Raw genomic sequence first — 16,527 nt, 5'->3', positions numbered from 1 at the left:
CGTGCGCACGGGCGAAGCCGTGCCGGTGGCGGGTGGCGCCGAGGCCGGCTGCAGCGCGGGCGAGGAAACCGAGGTGGAAGGCGCCAGCGTTTCGGTGGCTGCGGGGGCGGGGCGGGCCGCGGGGCTGGTGGGCATGTAGAGCGGACCCTTCTGGCCGCAGGCCGCCAGCAGGGCGGCGCTGACTAGAATAGGGAAAACACGGAGCATCCGGAATTGTATGACCGACCTCGAGTACATGGACCGGGCCGAGGCCTTGCTCGCGAGCGTCGAAGCCTGCTGCGACCGGATCAATGAAGCCACCGACGCCGACATCGACAACCAGCGGGTCGGCGGCATGATCACGCTGGTGTTTCAGGACCGCAGCCAGATCGTCATCAACCTGCAGAAGCCGCTGCAGGAAGTCTGGCTCGCCACGCGGGCCGGCGGTTTCCACTACCGCTTCGACGGCACGCGCTGGAAAGACACCAAGGGAGAGGGCGAGTTCTTCGCCGACCTGAGCCGCTACGCCAGCCAGCAGGCCGGCGAGCCGCTGCTGTTCAGCCCCTAGTTCCGGAACAGGTCGAGGATGCTGCGCCGCTCGTCGCCCGACGGGGCGGGCCGCGGCGGCTGGCCGTCCGAGTTCATCAGGCTGCGGTCGCCGGGGACGCCCGGCGTTCCCTCGCCAGAGGGGCCGCCGGCCCGGGGTGGCGCCGCGCCGGCGGGCTCCTGGCTGGCGCCGTTGTCCACGCCGAGGTTGCCGACACCGCCGCCCCGTGCGTATTCCGTGTAGTACCACTCGCCCCCGACATTGACGACGCCCTCGGGCGCGGAAGCCTCCATCACCGGCACGCCCTTCAGCGCTTCCGCCATGAAGGAGATCCACACGGGCAGGCTCAGGCCGCCGCCGGTCTCCCGGTCGCCCAGCGAACGCGGCGTGTCGTAGCCCATCCAGACGACCGCGGTCAGCGTCGGGTGGAAGCCGGCGAACCAGGTGTCGATGGAGTCGTTGGTCGTGCCGGTCTTGCCGTACAGGTCGGTCCGCTTCAGCGTGGCCTGGGCGCGCGCGGCCGTGCCGGAGCGCGCGATCTCCTGCAGCAGCCGGTTCATGATGAAGGCGTTGCGCGCATCGATCGCACGGACCGACTCGTTCGGCAGCGGCGGCTGGCTTTCCACCAGCGCCTTGCCCTTCTGGTCGGTGATCTTGGTGATCAGCCAGGGATTCACGCGGTAGCCGCCGTTGGCGAACACCGAATAGGCCATCGCCATCTGCAGCGGCGTCACCGAGCCGGCGCCCAGCGCCATGGTCAGGTAGGCCGGGTGCTTGTCGGCGTCGAAGCCGAATTTCGAGACCCACTGCTGCGCGCTCTGGGTGCCGACGGCCTGCAGCACGCGGATGGACACCATGTTCTTCGACTTGGCCAGGGCGGTGTGCAGCGGCATCGGCCCTTCGAACTTGCCGTCGTAGTTCTTGGGCTCCCAGGGCTGGCCGCCGGTGACCCCGGCGTCGAAGAACAGGGGGGCATCGTTCACCACGGTGGAGGGCGTGAAGCCTTTTTCCAGGGCGGCGGAGTAGATGAAAGGCTTGAACGACGAGCCCGGCTGGCGCCAGGCCTGCGTCGCGTGGTTGAACTTGTTCTTGTTGAAGTCGAAGCCGCCCACCATGGCGTGCACGGCGCCGTCGCGCGGATCGATCGCGATGAACGCGCCCTCGACTTCCGGCAGCTGCGTGATCTCCCAGGTGTCCTTGGGCGTCTTCATGACGCGGACGATGGCGCCGCGGCGGATCTTGATCTTGGGCGGCGCCTTGTCGTTCAGGCCGGACTGGGCGGCCCGCAGGCCTTCGCCCGTGATCTCCACGCGCTCGGCGTTGAGCCGCACCGCGACGATCTTCTTGGGGCCGGCCTCCAGCACCACGGCCGCCATCACGTCGCCGTTGTCGGGGTGCTCCGTCAGCGCGTCGTCGATGGCTTCCTCGAGCTCCTTGGGTTCCGCCGGCAATTCGACGTAGCGCTCCGGCCCGCGGTAGATCTGGCGCTTCTCGTAATCCATGATCCCCTTGCGCAGCGCCTTGTAAGCCGCCTCCTGTTCCGCGGACTTGACCGTGGTGAAGACGTTCAGGCCGCGGGTGTAGGCCTCGTCGCCGTACTGCGCATAGACCAGCTGGCGGACGGTTTCGGCCACGTACTCGGCCCGGACGCTGAGGACGGGCAGGCCGGTGCGGATGCGCAGCTCCTGCTTTTTGGCTACATCAGCCTCCTCGGCCGTGATGAAACCGTTTTCGTGCATCCGTTCGATGATGTGAAGCTGGCGGGAACGCGCGCGGGTCGGGTTGCTGATCGGGTTGTAAGCGGACGGCGCCTTCGGCAGCCCGGCCAGCATGGCGGCCTCGGCGACCGTGAGTTCCTTCATGGGTTTGCCGAAATACGCTTCCGAGGCGGCCGCGAACCCGTAGGCGCGGTTGCCCAGGAAGATCTGGTTCATGTAGATCTCGAGGATCTGGTCCTTGGAAAGCTGGTGTTCCAGCTTGAAAGTGAGCAGGACCTCGTAGAGCTTGCGTGTGAACGTTTTCTCGGAAGACAGATAAACATTTCGCGCCACCTGCATGGTGATGGTGGAGGCCCCCTGGCTCTTGGCCCGGCCCATGTTGGCGAGGGCGGCGCGCATCAGGCCGCGGTAGTCGACCCCTCCGTGCGAATAGAAGCGCGCATCCTCGATGGCGAGGACGGCATCCTTCATGACCTTGGGGATCTGGGCGATGGGAGTGAGATTGCGGCGCTCCTCCCCGAACTCACCGATCAGGATGCCTTCGCTGGAGTACACCCGCAGCGGCAGCTTGGGGCGGTAATCCGAGAGGTCCGAGATGTCGGGCAGGTTGGGGTAGGCCACCGCGAGCGCCACGCCCGCGACCGTGACCACGGTCGCCACGCCGGCGAGCGCCAGGCCGAACAGCCAGGCGAATGCCCGCAGCAGGAAGCGTTGCCAGGCAGGCAAGGGCCGGGTCGGGCCGGCAGCGCCGTTGGGGGAATCAGAAGGCATGGAACTCCATAGTGCGGCCCGCTACGCCCATTATAAAAATGGCCTTCCTGGGAGAGCCGGAAGGCCTGCCGAGTTCCTGCCACGCATCCGGTCTGGACGGGTCTTCCTCGGCCTTGGCGCGAAGTATCGCAGGCAACAGCGTCGGTTTTTGGCAACGCCTTGTAGTGCGCAAAAGGGAAAAATCCTTTGTGCGACAAGGATGTTACTGCTAGCATTGATTGTGGAATCTTAAGTTTGTTACGCCAATAAACAGGCGTCTCAGGAGACCGGTTTGATCGCACTGGGTTCAATGATTGGCCAGAAAACGGCCCCGCTGCTGGGCCTGGACATCAGTTCGTCCAGCGTCAAGCTTGTCGAGCTCGGCAGGGACAAGAGTGGTCGTTTTGTCCTCGAGCGCTGCGCGATCGAGCCGCTGGAACGCGGCTGGATCAACGACGGCAATGTCGAGAAGTTCGAGGAAGTAGCCGAAGCCATGCGCCGCGTGGTGAAGAAGAGCGGCACCCGGACGCGCAACGTGGCCATGGCGCTCCCGGCCTCCGCCGTCATCACCAAGAAGATCATCCTGCCCGGCGGCATGACCGATGCCGAGCTGGAAGTCCAGGTCGAAACCGAGGCCAACCAGTACATCCCCTTCTCGCTGGACGAGGTGAGCCTCGACTTCTGCGTGGTCGGGCCCAGCAGCACCTCGGCGGGGGACGTCGAAGTCCTGATCGCCGCGTCCCGCAAGGAAAAGGTGCAGGACCGCCAGGGCCTCGCCGAAGCGGCCGGCCTGAAGCCGGTGATCCTCGATGTCGAATCCTATGCCTCCCGGCTCGCCGCCGGCCGGCTGATCGGCGCGCTCCCGAACGAGGGCAAGGACCAGATGGTCGCCCTGTTCGAAGTCGGGGCCTCCACCACCAGCATGCAGGTGATCCGCAACGACGAAGTGCTCTACGACCGCGACCAGGCGTTCGGCGGCGCCCAGCTCACGCAGCTGATCGTGCGCCAGTACGGCTTCTCGCCGGAAGAGGCGGAAGCCAAGAAGCGCAGCGGCGAACTGCCGGAAGACTATGAGTCCGGCGTGCTGCGCCCCTTCGTCGACAGCATGGCCCAGGAAGTCGCCCGCGCCCTGCAGTTCTTCTTCACCAGCACTCCCCACAACCGCGTCGACCACATCATGGTGGCGGGCGGCTCGGCAGCCCTCCCGGGGCTGAGCGACGCGGTGACGGCCCAGACATCGTTCCCCTGTGTCCTGGCGGATCCCTTCCAGGGCATGCATATCGGCGAAGGTGTGCGCGAGAAGAAGGTGCGGCGCGAGGCGCCCTCGTACCTGACCTCTTGCGGCCTGGCCATGCGGAGGTTCCTGCAGTGATCCTCATCAACCTGTTGCCCCACCGCGAAGCCGCTCGCAAGCGGCGGCGCGAGGCATTCTTCGCAGCCCTCGGCATGTCGGCGTTCGTCGGCGTGCTGATCGCCGGCGGCATCTATCTCTGGTACGCGGCGCAGATCTCGAATCAGCAAGGCCGCAACATGGTGCTGACCAACGAGATCAAGCGGCTCGAGGCCCAGATCAAGGACATCGCCACGCTGCAGGCCGAGATCGCCGCGCTGCGGGCCCGGCAGCAGGCGGTGGAAGACCTGCAGGCCGACCGCAACGTGCCGGTGCACCTGCTGAGCGAACTCGTCAAGCAGTTGCCGGACGGCATCTACCTGACCAGCATGCGGCAAGCCGGCGACACGGTCACGCTGTCGGGTGTGGCGCAGTCGCAGGAGCGGGTGTCGGAACTTCTGCGCAACCTGAGCGGCGGCAGCGCCTGGCTGGCGCGTCCCGAACTGGTGGAAATCGTCGCGGGCAACGTCGCCCTGGCGCCGAGGGACACGCGCCGGATCGCCAATTTCTCCATGCGGGTCAAGCTGCTGCGTGCGGCCGAAGCCCAGAAGGCGGCAGCCGCCGCGGCCAGCGCCGCCGGGGTCGCGCCTGCCGCTGGCGCGGCGATGCCGGCGGCCAGCGGTCCCATGGCGGCCGGGTCCGCGCCCGTGGCCGTCACCGCCCAGGCGGGTGCTTCCGGTCCTGCGACACCCGTGGCGGCCGCGGTCGTCCCCGCGTCGGCCAAGAAATGACCGCCTCTTCACCGAACAGCGCAAGAACGGACTGAATCATGGCGAAATCCGAAGCCAAGCCGGGCACGGCCTCCTTCCAGGACAAGATTGCCGCGCAGTTCCGCGGCCTCAATCCCAATGACCCGCCTTCGTGGCCGATCGTGCCGAAAGCGGCGCTGTGTGTCGCGCTCGCCGCGGCGATCGTCACCGCGCTGTGGTTCGCCTGGCTGACGAATTCGGCCGACGAACTCGCGGCGGAGCAGCAAAAGGAAGTCAAGCTCAAGGAAGACTACAAGAAGAAGGTCGCCCAGGCGGTCAACCTCGACGCCTTGCGCAAGCAGCGCGAGCAGGTGCAGCAATACGTGACGCAGCTCGAGAAGCAGCTGCCGAGCAAGGCCGAAATGGACGCCCTGCTGTCCGACATCAACCAGGCGGGACTGGGCCGCAGCCTGACGTTCGACCTGTTCCGCCCGGGCGCGGTGAACGTCAAGGAATACTACGCGGAGCTGCCGATCGCGGTGCGCGTCACCGGCCGCTATCACGACATCGGCTCGTTCGCGTCCGACATCGCTCACCTGTCCCGGATCGTCACGCTGAACAACCTGGTGGTCTCCCCGATTCCAGGCGGAAACCTTGCTCTGGAGGCGCAGGCGCGGACCTACCGCTACCTGGACAAGGACGAGGTCAGCTCGCAGCGCAAGGCCGCGCCAGGAGCCAAGAAATGATGCGCCCCCATTGGCCGGCAGCAGTCCTGTTCGCCGCCGCCGTCGCCGGTTGCGGCGGTGGTGACCAGCAGGAAGTCCAGGCGTGGATGAACGAGCAGCGGGCCCTGACCAAGCCGCAAGTCCAACCCATTCCGGAACCCAAGAAATTCTCCCCCCAGGCCTATACGCAGGACGCGGGCACCGAGCCTTTCAGCAACCAGAAGCTGGCCCAGGCGCTGAAGAAGGAGTCGCAGCAGTCCGGCTCCCCGAGCGCCGCGCTGGTCGCGCCCGAGCTGGCCCGCCGCAAGGAGCCGCTGGAAGCGTTCCCGCTGGATGCCGTGCAGATGGTCGGCAGCCTGATGAAGCAGGGCCAGCCCGTGGCCCTGGTCAAGGTCGACAACCTGTTGTACCAGGTCCGTCCTGGCAACTACCTGGGTCAGAACTACGGCCGCATCACCAAGGTGGGCGAAACCGAACTCGTGTTGCGTGAGCTCGTGCAGGACGCCGCCGGCGAATGGATCGAGCGCAACGCCACACTGCAACTGCAAGAGAGGTCCAAATGAACAAGCACAACGCATGGAGTTGGCGAGGGCTCTTCGTCACCGCGGTCGTCCTGGCCGCGGCCTGGTCGAGCGCGGTGCGGGCCGCGCCCGCCGTCCAGAACATCGCGGGCTCCGTCCAGGGAGGCTCCGAGGTGATCCGGATCGATTTCTCGGAGCCTTTGACCTCCGTGCCAACGGGCTTCGCGATCCAGGCGCCCGCCCGGATTGCGCTGGACATCCCGGGGGCCACGAACGCCATGGGGCGGAATTCGGTCGACGTGAACATCGGCAACCTCCGGTCCGTGAACGTTGTGCAGGCCTCTGACCGGGCCCGCCTGGTCCTGAACCTCAAGGCCGCCACCAACTTCCGCACGCAGATCGAAGGCAACTCGCTGCTCGTGGTGCTGGAGCCGGTCGGGCCGGTGACGGCCAGCGCGGCGACCCAGCAGGCTTTCGCCGAAAGCCGCAACCGCGACGCCCAGCCCCTGCGTGACCTCGACTTCCGCCGCGGCCCGGATGGCGCGGGGCGCGTCGTGGTGGACCTGCCGAACAACCAGGTCGGGGTGGACATCCGCCAGCAGGGCCAGACCCTGGTGGTCGAATTCCTGAAGTCGTCGCTGCCTGAAGGCCTGCGCCGTCGCATGGACGTGACCGACTTCGGCACGCCGATCCAGAGCGTCAGCTCGTTCCAGACCGGTGACCGCGTCCGCGTGGTGATCGAGCCCAAGGGCGTCTGGGAACACAGCGCCTACCAGAGCGACAACCAGTTCGTGGTCGAAGTGCGCGCGCAGAAGATCGATCCGAACAAGTTGTCGCAAGGCCCGGGCTACACCGGCGAGAAGCTTTCGCTCAACTTCCAGAACATCGAAGTGCGTTCGCTGCTGCAGGTGATCGCCGATTTCACCAACTTCAACGTGGTGACCTCCGATTCCGTGTCCGGCGGCGTCACGCTGCGGCTGAAGGACGTGCCCTGGGACCAGGCACTCGACATCATCCTGCAGGCCAAGGGCCTGGGCATGCGCCGCAGCGGCAACGTGCTGTGGATCGCACCCAAGGACGAGATCGCCGCCAAGGAGAAGCTGGAGCTGGAAGCCTCGGCGGCCATCCAGAACCTGGAACCCCTGCGGACGCAGCCGTTCCAGCTCAACTACACCAAGGCCGCGGACATCGCCGTTCAACTCACAGGCACGGGCGCCGCGCGCATCCTGAGCACCCGTGGCAGCGTGATCGCCGAGCCCCGCACCAACCAGCTGTTCGTGACCGATGTGCCGTCCAGGCTGGAGCAGGTGCAGGCGCTGATCGGCCGGCTCGACATCGCGGTGCGCCAGGTGTTGATCGAAGCGCGGATCGTCGAGGCCGGTGACAACTTCGGCAAGTCGCTGGGCGTGCGCCTGGGCGGCTCCGACCTGCGCGGCGTCCGCGGCGGTGACCCTGGGTACGCGCTGAGCGGGAACAACCGGGTGGCTTTTGGCGGCACCTACAACGCGGTGTCCGCCACCGCCGGCGAGACCGTCGCGACGGCGCTCGACACGACCAGCACGACCTTCTTCAACCTGCCGGCGACGGGCCAGGGCGGCTACTCGCCCTCGACCTTCGCCATCTCGCTGTTCAGCTCGGCCGCCAATCGCTTCCTGAACCTGGAGCTGTCCGCTCTCGAAGCCGACGGCAAGGGCAAGCTGGTGTCGAGCCCGCGCATCGTGACGGCCGACAAGACCAAGGCCTTGATCGAGCAGGGCACGGAATTCCCGTACCAGCAGGCGACTTCCAGCGGTGCGACCTCCGTCGCGTTCCGCCGGGCGACGCTCAAGCTCGAGGTGACCCCGCAGATCACGCCGGAAGGCAACATCATCCTGGACCTCGACATCAGCAAGGACAGCCGCGGTGAAACCACGGCGGCGGGGATTGCGATCAACACCAAGCACATCCGCACGCAGGTCCTCGTGGAGAATGGCGGCACGGTGGTGATCGGCGGGATCTTCGAGCTGACGGAATCCGAAAACGAGACGCGGGTCCCGCTGCTCGGCGACCTGCCGGCCGTGGGCAACCTGTTCAAGACCAGGACCCGCTCCGCCAGCAAGCAGGAAATGCTGGTGTTCATCACCCCCAAGATGATTGCCGAACGCGCCACGGCGGCTCGCTGATCGAACCTAATTGCAAGCAAGAGGACGTACGAGATGATTCGAAAATTGAAATTCCTGGGAGGCCTGCTGCTGGCGGCCGCCCTGGCCGCCTGCGGCGGCGGCGGCGGAAGCCCGGGCACGAATCCCGGTGGCGGCGGCGGGAGCACGACAACGCCCGTGGCAGCCAACCTCGAGGTGTTCACCTCGTCGCCTGAACTTTCATCGGGTGCGACCGGCAGCCTGAGCTTCACGGTCGTCGCCAAGGATGCGAACAACCAGGCGATCCCGGGCCAGACGGTGACGTTCTCGTCCAGTTCGGGCAGCCTGATCGGTGCGCTCCCGGTTCCGAAGACCGGCGCAGCTGGCGAACCGATCACCTCCGTGAGCCTGACGCCCGGCTCCGACCGGACCAACCGGACCATCACGGTGACCGTCACGGCGGGCAACACCAGCCGCCAGGTCGTGATCCCGGTGACCGGCACCACCCTCACCTTGTCGGGCGACACCTCGCTCCTGCTTGGATCGACGGCCCAGATCACGGTGCGCGCGCTGGATTCCACGGGTGCGCCGATCCCCAATTCCTCGGTGGCGCTCCGCTCCAGCACGGGCAACACCATCACCCCGGCGTCGGCCACGACCAACTCGCAGGGTGTCGCGACGTTCACGCTCACGGCGGCTGCCGCGGGAACGGACACGCTCACCGCGACTGGTATGGGCGCCTCCGGCACGTCGGTGATCAGCGTCAGTCCCGATGCTTTCCGTTTCTCCGCTCTGGCGTCGGGAAGCACGATCCCGGTCGGTACCACCCAGACGGTGACGGTCGAATTGCGTCGCAACGGCAGCGCCGCGGCGGGACAGGCTGTCACTTTCAGCACGACCCGCGGCGTGATCACTCCGCTGAGCGCAGTGACTGATTCCCAGGGGCGCGCTTCCGCTGTCGTCAGCTCCAACAGTGCCGGCCCCGCCAATATCATCGCCCAGGTGCCGACGGCGCAAGCCAGCCTGGCCGTGACGTACCAGGCGACGCAAGCCAGCTCCCTGGTCCTCCAGGCCAACCCGGGCGCGATCGCGCCGAACACGTCTGCGAACTCGGCCATCCAGTCGGTGCTGGTGGCCACGGTGCGTGACCCGATCGGCAACCCGGTGGCCGGCCAGGTCGTCAACTTCACCTTGCTTGTCGACGGCAGCAACGGCGTCCTGAGCCCCGCCTCCGCGGTGACGAACGCCAATGGCATCGCCCAGACGGCCTTCATTCCGGGCGGACTGACGACGGCGAACAATGGCGTCCAGATCGAGGCGACGGTGGCGGGCACGTCGGTGTCCGGCAGGGCCAACGTGACCGTGAACGCGCAGGCGCTGTTCATCTCGATCGCGACCAGCAACACCATCACCAACCTGAACGAGCAGACCTACGAGAAGGCCTTCTCCGTCTACGTGACGGATGCCAACGGGACGCCCGCGTCCAGCCGGATCGTCAATCTCGAAGTTTTGCCGCTCTACTACATGACCGGCAGCTACGACGTGGACATCGTCATCGACGTCGGCGGCTTCCCGCGTCCCACGGGCCCCTGGAGGAAAACCGAGACCGGCAGGTGCATCAACGAAGACCTGGACCGGGACGGCGTGCTGGACGTGGGCGAGGACGAGAACGGCAACGGCCGTCTGGACCCCGGACTGCCGGTCGTCGTGACACCTGCCTCGGTCACCACGGACGCCAATGGCTTCGCGACCTTCAAGCTGCAGTACGGCGAGAACTACTCGACCTGGGTGAACACCATGATCACGGCCCGCGCGTTCGTGGGCGGCACGGAATCGGTGAAGCGGCAGGAGTATCTCCTGGGCGCGTCGCTGGCTGACATGACCTCGGCCGCGACCCCGGCGAACCAGACGAGCCCGTTCGGTGCCTTCGCCCCGTCCTTCTGCACGCCTCCCTGATCCTCACTCTCATCGGCATGCCCGGCAGTGGTAAATCCACTGTCGGGCGGCAACTCTCAAGGCGGCTTCAGCTGCCTTTTTTTGATTCCGACCATGTGATCGAGCAGCGCCTCGGCTGCCCGATCAAGGACTACTTCGCCCGCGAGGGCGAAGCCGCCTTCCGGGACGTCGAAGAGCAGGTCATCGCGGAACTCGCCTCACAAGCCGGCTGCGTGCTGGCCACCGGCGGCGGCGCCGTGCTGCGCGAGGCCAACCGGCGCAAACTCCACGAATCGACCCAGGTCGTGTACCTGCGTTCCTCGGCGGAGGAGGTCTACCGCCGTGTGCGCCACAACCAGAACCGGCCGCTGCTGCAGGTGGAGGACCCGCTGGCGCGCCTGCGGACGCTGCTCGCCGAGCGGGATCCGCTCTACCGCGCAACCGCCCACTTCGTCATCGAGACCGGCCGGCCGTCGGTGCCGACGCTCGTGAACATGATCGTCATGCAGCTGGAGCTGGCCGGCCTGCTGCCGCCGCCCCCTTAAACTCGGGGCATGCCCCAAGCCGGATCTCATCACGCGCCCCAGCAGGTCGACATCGCACTGGGCGATCGCTCGTACCCCATCCTCATCGGCGCGGGCTTGCTGGAGCAGGCCAGCGCCTGGGACGGATTGCCGGCCGCGGCCAGCGCGCTCATCGTCACGAACAATGTGGTCGGGCCCCTGTACGCCGACCGCTTGCGCGCCGCCCTGGCCGGGCGCTACGCAGCCGTGCACACGGTGGTGTTGCCGGACGGCGAGGCCCACAAGGACTGGCAGACACTCAACCTGGTCTTCGATGCCCTGCTCGGCCACAGCTGCGACCGCAAGACCGTGCTGTTCGCGCTCGGCGGCGGCGTGGTCGGCGACATGGCCGGCTTCGCCGCCGCCAGCTACATGCGCGGAGTTCCGTTCGTGCAGGTGCCCACGACGCTGCTGGCGCAAGTGGATTCGTCGGTCGGCGGCAAGACCGCGATCAACCATCCGCTGGGCAAGAACATGATCGGCGCGTTCTACCAGCCGGCGCGCGTGCTGTGCGACCTGGCCACGCTGCAGACGTTGCCGCCGCGCGAATTCAGCGCCGGCCTCGCCGAGGTGATCAAGTACGGACCGATCGCCGACATGGCCCTGCTGGACTGGCTGGAGCAGAACCTCGACGCCCTGGTGCGGCGGGACACCGCCGCCCTGGCCCACGCGGTGCGGCGCAGTTGCGAGATCAAGGCCTGGGTGGTCGGCCAGGACGAGCGCGAGGCGGGCCTGCGCGCCATCCTCAACTTCGGCCACACCTTCGGTCACGCGATCGAGGCGGGCATGGGCTACGGGCAGTGGCTGCACGGTGAGGCCGTGGGCTGCGGCATGGTCATGGCGATGCACCTTTCGCGGCTGCTGGGCCTGGTGGACGAAGCCTTCGTGGCGCGCGTCACGGCGCTCATCGCCCGTGCGGGGCTGCCGGTGACCGGCCCGGACCTCGCGCCCGATCGCTACCTGGAACTGATGCGCGTGGACAAGAAGGCGGAAGGCGGCCAGATCCGCTTCGTGGTGATCGAGGCGCCCGGGCGGGCCGGCGTGCGCGCAGCGCCCGACGCGCTGGTGCGGGAAGCCATCGCCGCCTGCAGCGGCTGACGCGAAGCCATGCTGCTGGCGCCGTATGCGTGCGATCCGGCCCGCTCGCGCGGCCGCCGTTTCGCCGAGCCGGCCGCCCCGACGCGCACGGCCTTCCAGCGGGATCGCGACCGCATCGTCCACTCCACCGCATTCCGCCGCCTCGTCTACAAGACGCAGGTGTTCCTGAACCACGAGGGTGACCTGTTCCGCACGCGCCTCACGCATTCGCTGGAGGTCGCGCAACTGGCACGCTCCATCGCGCGGCCGCTGGGCCTGTGCGAAGACCTGGTCGAGGCCATCGCCCTGGCCCATGACCTGGGGCACACGCCCTTCGGCCACGCGGGGCAGGACGCGCTGGACGACTGCATGAAGCCGCATGGAGGCTTCGAACACAACCTGCAGAGCCTGCGCGTGGTCGACCAGCTGGAGGAGCGGTACCCGGAGTTCGACGGCCTCAACCTGAGTTTCGAGACCCGCGAAGGCGTGCTCAAGCACTGCTCGCGCGCCAACGCACAAGCACTGGAGCGCGACGAACCAGGAGGCGTCGGCCGGCGCTTCCTCGACCGCACCCAGCCCTCCCTGGAGGCGCAACTCTGCAACCTGGCCGACGAGATCGCCTACAACGCCCACGACATCGACGACGGCGTCCGCTCCGGGCTGATCACGCTCGAACAGGTGGAGCAGGTGCCGCTCTTTGGCGCGCATCTCGCCGCGGCGCTGGAGGTCCATCCCGGGCTGCAGGGCCGGCGGCTGCTCTATGAAAGCATTCGCCGCATGCTGAGCGCGCTGGTCTACGACGTGATCGACGAAACCCGGAGCGCGCTGGAACGCACGGCCCCGCCGGACGCGGCAGCCGTGCGCGCAGCGCCTCCGTTGGTCGCCTTCAGTGCGGCGGCGGCGGCCCAGTCGTCCGAGCTCAAGCGCTTCCTGCTGCGCAACCTGTACCGCCATCCGCGGGTGATGGACACCACCGGCCAGGCACAGGAGGTGGTGCGCGAACTGTTCGGGCGGTACCTGGCCCAGCCCGGCGAAATGCAGGCCGGTTTCGCCGCGCGGCCGGACGCGCCGCGCGCTGTCGCCGACTACATCGCCGGCATGACGGACCGCTTCGCGTTGCGTGAGCACGAGCGCCTCACGGGGCGCCGGCTGCTGGCTGCGCAGCAATGACCGGCCAGCGGATGGCCGCGCTGGTCGTGCTGGCCGGCATCAGTGCCGCGTTGCACGTCGGCAAGCTGCCGCCTGCCATCCCGGTGCTGAGGGACGCCTTGGGGGTGAGCCTGCTGGAGGCCGGCTTCCTGCTCTCCATGATGCAGTTCGCCGGCATGGGCCTGGGGCTGCTGGTCGGCGTCTCGGCCGACACGTTGGGCCTGAGGCGGACGATGACGGGCGGCCTCGTGTTGCTCGGAGTGGCGAGCCTGCTCGGGGCGCAAGCGTCGAGCGCCGTCGCGCTGCTCGCGTTGCGCGCGTGCGAAGGCCTCGGCTTCCTTCTGGCCACGTTGCCGGCGCCGGCGCTGATCCGCCGGCTGGTCGAGGGCGGCGCGCTGCATCTCACAGTGGGGTGGTGGGGCGCCTACATGCCGCTCGGGACGGCGGCCGCGTTGCTCGCCGGCCCGGCGGCGATCGCGTGGACGGGCTGGCCTGGGTGGTGGCGCCTGCTGGCCGGCATCTCGCTGGCGATGGCGTTGTGGCTCTGGCTGGCGTTGCCGCCTTCTCTGGACCAGGCGGCGGCAGGCCGCGGCGACGGCGTGCGAGACAGGCTGGTGCGCACGCTGCAGGCGCGGGGCCCCTGGCTGGCGGCACTTGCCTTCGCCTTCTATTCCGGGCAATGGCTGGCCGTCATTGGATTCCTGCCCACGATCTATGCCCAGGCCGGATGGCATGCCGGGCACGCGGCACTGGCCACGGCCCTGGCCGCAGGTGTCAACGCGTTCGGCAACATCGCGTCCGGGCGGCTGCTGCGGCGGGGCTGGACCGCGACCGCATTGCTGCATGCCGGGTACGGGGCCATGGCGCTGGGGGCGGTCCTGGCATTCGCACCGTGGACGGCGGAAGCGTCGACGGGTGTCGCTCTGAGCCGCTACGCCGGCGTCCTCGTGTTCTCCGCGGTCGGAGGCCTGATTCCGGGCACGCTCTTCGCGCTCGCCGTGCGGCTGGCCCCGGACGACGCCACCGTCTCCACGACGGTCGGCTGGATGCAGCAATGGTCGGCAGTGGGCCAGTTCTGTGGGCCTCCCGCCGTCGCATGGTTCGCGGCGCGCAACGGCTGGGACGCCGCCTGGTGGGTGACCTGTGCTTTCGCGGCTGCCGGCGCCCTGACTGCCTCCCTGCTGGGTCGGGCGATGCGGCAAAATCCAGGCCACGGGAGCACCGCGTCATGAGTTTTCTCAACCAGCTGAAGAACCAGGCCAAGGCCCTCCAGACGCAGCAGTTCGAGAACTCGCAGCAGCTGGAGGCGTACACGGCGGGCCTGCAAAAGGCCTGCGACCTCCTGCTCTACTACCTGCAGGACCTGGCGCGGCAGCTGAACGTGCTGCAGCCGGCGGTGCCCGGCTTCTCCCTGGACGGCAAGGTCCGTTGGCCGCAGATGAAGGCGACGGGATTCACCGTCGATTCGCGGCGGAAAACCGTGCGCAACAAGGAAGTGTTCGACAGCGTCGGCATCGGCTGGGACGTGGTGCCGCAGGTCGGCCAGCCGGTCGGCGGCCTCGTCAGCGTCAACTTCCCGCCCGACCTGAAGCGGGTGGAGGGCCGGCTCGCGCTCGGGCAGGTCAGGCACGAGCGCAAGGAGATCCGCCATCCCGAGAAGAACGCCCTGCAGGCGATCCAGTTCGAATACCTCACGCAGACGCGTGGCTACGTGAACGTCACGGCGGACCATGACAAGGGCCAGCTCCTGTTCCGCCTGGTCAACACCTCCGGCTTCGATCTGAGCGAGATGATGTACCCCGCGGAGCGCATCAACCATGACCTGCTCGACGAGTTGGCGAAGCGCATCGTGGGGCAGGAAAGCCGGTTTGTCTGACGCCGCTGCCGCCCCGGCCGTGCTGGCGGACACGCGCCGCTGGCTGGAACGCGCGGTCATCGGATTGAACCTGTGCCCCTTCGCGAAGGCGGTGGCCGTCAAGGACCAGGTGCATTTCGCGGCGAGCGAAGCGCATGACCTGGTCGGCGCCCTGGACGCCTTCGCGCACGAACTCGACGATCTGCTGGCGCGTCCGGCGGCCGAGCGCGACACCACGCTGCTCGTGCTGCCGCATGCCCCCCTGGACTTTCTCTCGTTCGATGCGTGGGCGCGGAAGGCGGAGCGCCTCGTGCGCAAGCGTGGCCTGGAAGGCGTGGTGCAGGTCGCGCATTTCCACCCGGCGTTCCAGTTCGCGGACGCCGAGGCCGACGACATCACCAACTTCACCAACCGCGCGCCGTACCCGATCCTGCACCTGCTGCGCGAGGACAGCGTCGCACGCGCGGTGGCGGCGATCCAGGACGCGGCGGCGATCTACGAAGCCAACCAGCACACGCTGCGCCGGCTCGGCCCGGCGGGCTGGGCCGCGCTGGGCGTCGGAGCATCGCGATGAAGGACGCCCAGGCGCTGGACCTGAAACCCGGCCAGTCAACCGAGCTGTTGAAGGAACTGCACATCCTCACGCGCGAGGGCCGGATCAACCAGGACTCGCGGCGCAAGCTCAAGCAGGTCACGCATCTCTACCAGTTCATCGAAAAGCTGCTGGTCGAACTGCCGGAGTCGCCGTCGGGTCCCACATTGGCGGATCACGGCGCCGGCAAGTCCTACCTGGGGTTCCTGCTGTATGACCTGTACTTCCGGCCGCGCGGGACGGGTCACATCTACGGCATCGAGACCCGCGCCGAACTGGTGGAGCGCTCCCGCGCGCTGGCGCAGCGGTTGGGCTTCGAGCGCATGAGTTTCCTGCACCTGAGCGCCGCCGATGCGGCCGGATCAAGTGAATTGCCCGAGCGCATCGACGTGGTCACCGCCCTGCACGCCTGCGACACCGCGACCGACGACGCCATCGCCTTCGGCCTGCGCAAGCAGGCGCGCTGCATGGTGCTGGTGCCGTGCTGCCAGGCGGAGGTCGCCGCCTGCCTGCGGCAAACCAAGGCCCTGGCACTGGCGCGAACCCCCTTGTCGGAGCTCTGGCGGCATCCGTTGCACACGCGTGAGATGGGCAGCCAGCTGACCAACGTGCTGCGCTGCCTGTACCTCGAAGCCATGGGCTACCAGGTCACGGTGACCGAGCTCGTCGGCTGGGAACACAGCATGAAGAACGAGCTGATCCTGGCGCGCGCCACGGCGCAGCGCAAGCGCAGCGCGGCGGAGCGGTTGCGGGCGCTGCTGGCGGAGTTCGGGTTGCAGGCGTTGGAAGCCGAGCGGTTTCCTGGGTTGCCGCAGTCCGCAGTCTAGCTACGTTCAGCTCCTTGCGCGCCGCCTCCTCGCGGCGTTGCAGGAACCGTGGTGGCATTCGACCAGAAGCTCTCCGCTGCCGTGACTGAA

Annotated in this window: 16 protein-coding genes and 1 pseudogene; 15 read left to right on the top strand and 2 right to left on the bottom strand. The window is 67.9% G+C overall.

Going from position 1 to position 16,527, the window contains the following annotated elements:
- The first annotated feature begins 1 nt into the window (after position 1).
- Positions 2 to 139, top strand: a complete 138-nt coding sequence (locus tag FN976_RS29510; protein WP_255440487.1) for a hypothetical protein — start codon at positions 2 to 4, stop codon at positions 137 to 139.
- A 17-nt stretch (positions 140 to 156) separates the two neighbouring features.
- On the opposite strand, the pseudogene FN976_RS29505 reads toward FN976_RS29510, so the two are convergent.
- Positions 157 to 207, bottom strand: a pseudogene (locus FN976_RS29505) (hypothetical protein); the annotation flags it as partial.
- Positions 208 to 217: 10 nt separating this feature from the next.
- On the opposite strand from FN976_RS29505, the gene cyaY reads away from it, so the two are divergent.
- Positions 218 to 547 carry an iron donor protein CyaY gene (cyaY, locus tag FN976_RS15920; RefSeq protein WP_145894018.1) on the top strand — a complete coding sequence of 110 codons (330 nt, stop codon included), beginning with the start codon at positions 218 to 220 and terminating at the stop codon, positions 545 to 547.
- Here cyaY and FN976_RS15915 read toward each other — a convergent pair.
- The gene (locus tag FN976_RS15915; protein ID WP_145894017.1) at positions 544 to 3,015 is read right to left on the bottom strand and encodes a penicillin-binding protein 1A; all 2,472 of its coding nucleotides are present in this window, start codon (positions 3,013 to 3,015) and stop codon (positions 544 to 546) included. The two genes, cyaY and FN976_RS15915, sit on opposite strands and share 4 nt — an antisense overlap.
- 289 nt (positions 3,016 to 3,304) lie before the next feature.
- Here FN976_RS15915 and FN976_RS15910 point away from each other — a divergent pair, with 289 nt between their 5' ends.
- Genes FN976_RS15910 through FN976_RS15850 form a run of 13 tightly spaced genes read left to right on the top strand, consistent with a single transcriptional unit; the run spans position 3,305 to position 16,437 of the window.
- Entirely contained in the window at positions 3,305 to 4,366 is a 1,062-nt protein-coding gene (locus FN976_RS15910) for a pilus assembly protein PilM (RefSeq protein WP_432417870.1), read from the top strand.
- Positions 4,363 to 5,115 (top strand): PilN domain-containing protein, encoded by a 753-nt coding sequence (locus FN976_RS15905; RefSeq protein ID WP_145894015.1) that lies wholly within the window; start codon positions 4,363 to 4,365, stop codon positions 5,113 to 5,115. The genes FN976_RS15910 and FN976_RS15905 overlap by 4 nt, the downstream gene beginning before the upstream one ends.
- A gap of 38 nt (positions 5,116 to 5,153) precedes the next feature.
- Entirely contained in the window at positions 5,154 to 5,819 is a 666-nt protein-coding gene (locus FN976_RS15900; RefSeq protein WP_145894014.1) for a type IV pilus inner membrane component PilO, read from the top strand.
- A complete protein-coding gene (locus tag FN976_RS15895; protein WP_145894082.1) occupies positions 5,819 to 6,361 on the top strand; it encodes a pilus assembly protein PilP in 543 nt (180 codons plus the stop codon). The genes FN976_RS15900 and FN976_RS15895 overlap by 1 nt, the downstream gene beginning before the upstream one ends.
- Complete coding sequence (locus FN976_RS15890) at positions 6,358 to 8,481, top strand: type IV pilus secretin PilQ (protein ID WP_145894013.1); 2,124 nt, start codon at positions 6,358 to 6,360, stop codon at positions 8,479 to 8,481. Before FN976_RS15895 ends, FN976_RS15890 begins: the two co-directional genes overlap by 4 nt.
- Before the next feature lie 33 nt (positions 8,482 to 8,514).
- Positions 8,515 to 10,395, top strand: a complete 1,881-nt coding sequence (locus FN976_RS15885) for an Ig-like domain-containing protein (protein WP_145894012.1) — start codon at positions 8,515 to 8,517, stop codon at positions 10,393 to 10,395.
- Positions 10,396 to 10,412: 17 nt separating this feature from the next.
- Positions 10,413 to 10,919 carry a shikimate kinase gene (locus FN976_RS29500; RefSeq protein ID WP_489885983.1) on the top strand — a complete coding sequence of 169 codons (507 nt, stop codon included), beginning with the start codon at positions 10,413 to 10,415 and terminating at the stop codon, positions 10,917 to 10,919.
- A 9-nt stretch (positions 10,920 to 10,928) separates the two neighbouring features.
- Positions 10,929 to 12,035, top strand: coding sequence for a 3-dehydroquinate synthase (gene aroB, locus FN976_RS15875; protein ID WP_145894010.1), 1,107 nt, complete (start codon positions 10,929 to 10,931; stop codon positions 12,033 to 12,035).
- 9 nt (positions 12,036 to 12,044) lie between these two features.
- Positions 12,045 to 13,184: a deoxyguanosinetriphosphate triphosphohydrolase gene (locus FN976_RS15870; RefSeq protein WP_145894009.1), complete on the top strand. Its 1,140-nt coding sequence runs from the start codon at positions 12,045 to 12,047 to the stop codon at positions 13,182 to 13,184.
- Entirely contained in the window at positions 13,181 to 14,395 is a 1,215-nt protein-coding gene (locus FN976_RS15865) for an MFS transporter (RefSeq protein WP_145894008.1), read from the top strand. Before FN976_RS15870 ends, FN976_RS15865 begins: the two co-directional genes overlap by 4 nt.
- Positions 14,392 to 15,039: a hypothetical protein gene (locus FN976_RS15860; protein WP_145894007.1), complete on the top strand. Its 648-nt coding sequence runs from the start codon at positions 14,392 to 14,394 to the stop codon at positions 15,037 to 15,039. Before FN976_RS15865 ends, FN976_RS15860 begins: the two co-directional genes overlap by 4 nt.
- A complete protein-coding gene (locus FN976_RS15855; RefSeq protein WP_255440472.1) occupies positions 15,032 to 15,592 on the top strand; it encodes a DUF1415 domain-containing protein in 561 nt (186 codons plus the stop codon). The genes FN976_RS15860 and FN976_RS15855 overlap by 8 nt, the downstream gene beginning before the upstream one ends.
- Positions 15,589 to 16,437 (top strand): class I SAM-dependent methyltransferase, encoded by an 849-nt coding sequence (locus FN976_RS15850; protein WP_145894005.1) that lies wholly within the window; start codon positions 15,589 to 15,591, stop codon positions 16,435 to 16,437. The genes FN976_RS15855 and FN976_RS15850 overlap by 4 nt, the downstream gene beginning before the upstream one ends.
- The last annotated feature ends 90 nt before the right edge of the window (positions 16,438 to 16,527 follow it).

Source organism: Caenimonas sedimenti, from assembly GCF_007833165.1.
GTDB lineage: Bacteria > Pseudomonadota > Gammaproteobacteria > Burkholderiales > Burkholderiaceae_C > Ramlibacter > Ramlibacter sedimenti.
Note: the sequence above shows the minus strand (reverse complement) of the source record. Positions and strands in the feature narration are given on the sequence as shown.

What these genes read in the sequence shown, in the direction of transcription:
- cyaY (WP_145894018.1), top strand. Translation starts at nt 218, where the DNA reads ATGACCGACCTCGAGTACATGGACCGGGCCGAGGCCTTGCTCGCGAGC.
- FN976_RS15915 (WP_145894017.1), bottom strand. Translation starts at nt 3,015, where the DNA reads ATGCCTTCTGATTCCCCCAACGGCGCTGCCGGCCCGACCCGGCCCTTG.
- FN976_RS15910 (WP_432417870.1), top strand. Translation starts at nt 3,305, where the DNA reads ATGATTGGCCAGAAAACGGCCCCGCTGCTGGGCCTGGACATCAGTTCG.
- FN976_RS15900 (WP_145894014.1), top strand. Translation starts at nt 5,154, where the DNA reads ATGGCGAAATCCGAAGCCAAGCCGGGCACGGCCTCCTTCCAGGACAAG.
- FN976_RS15895 (WP_145894082.1), top strand. Translation starts at nt 5,819, where the DNA reads ATGCGCCCCCATTGGCCGGCAGCAGTCCTGTTCGCCGCCGCCGTCGCC.
- FN976_RS15890 (WP_145894013.1), top strand. Translation starts at nt 6,358, where the DNA reads ATGAACAAGCACAACGCATGGAGTTGGCGAGGGCTCTTCGTCACCGCG.
- FN976_RS15885 (WP_145894012.1), top strand. Translation starts at nt 8,515, where the DNA reads ATGATTCGAAAATTGAAATTCCTGGGAGGCCTGCTGCTGGCGGCCGCC.
- FN976_RS29500 (WP_489885983.1), top strand. Translation starts at nt 10,413, where the DNA reads ATGCCCGGCAGTGGTAAATCCACTGTCGGGCGGCAACTCTCAAGGCGG.
- aroB (WP_145894010.1), top strand. Translation starts at nt 10,929, where the DNA reads ATGCCCCAAGCCGGATCTCATCACGCGCCCCAGCAGGTCGACATCGCA.
- FN976_RS15870 (WP_145894009.1), top strand. Translation starts at nt 12,045, where the DNA reads ATGCTGCTGGCGCCGTATGCGTGCGATCCGGCCCGCTCGCGCGGCCGC.
- FN976_RS15865 (WP_145894008.1), top strand. Translation starts at nt 13,181, where the DNA reads ATGACCGGCCAGCGGATGGCCGCGCTGGTCGTGCTGGCCGGCATCAGT.
- FN976_RS15860 (WP_145894007.1), top strand. Translation starts at nt 14,392, where the DNA reads ATGAGTTTTCTCAACCAGCTGAAGAACCAGGCCAAGGCCCTCCAGACG.
- FN976_RS15850 (WP_145894005.1), top strand. Translation starts at nt 15,589, where the DNA reads ATGAAGGACGCCCAGGCGCTGGACCTGAAACCCGGCCAGTCAACCGAG.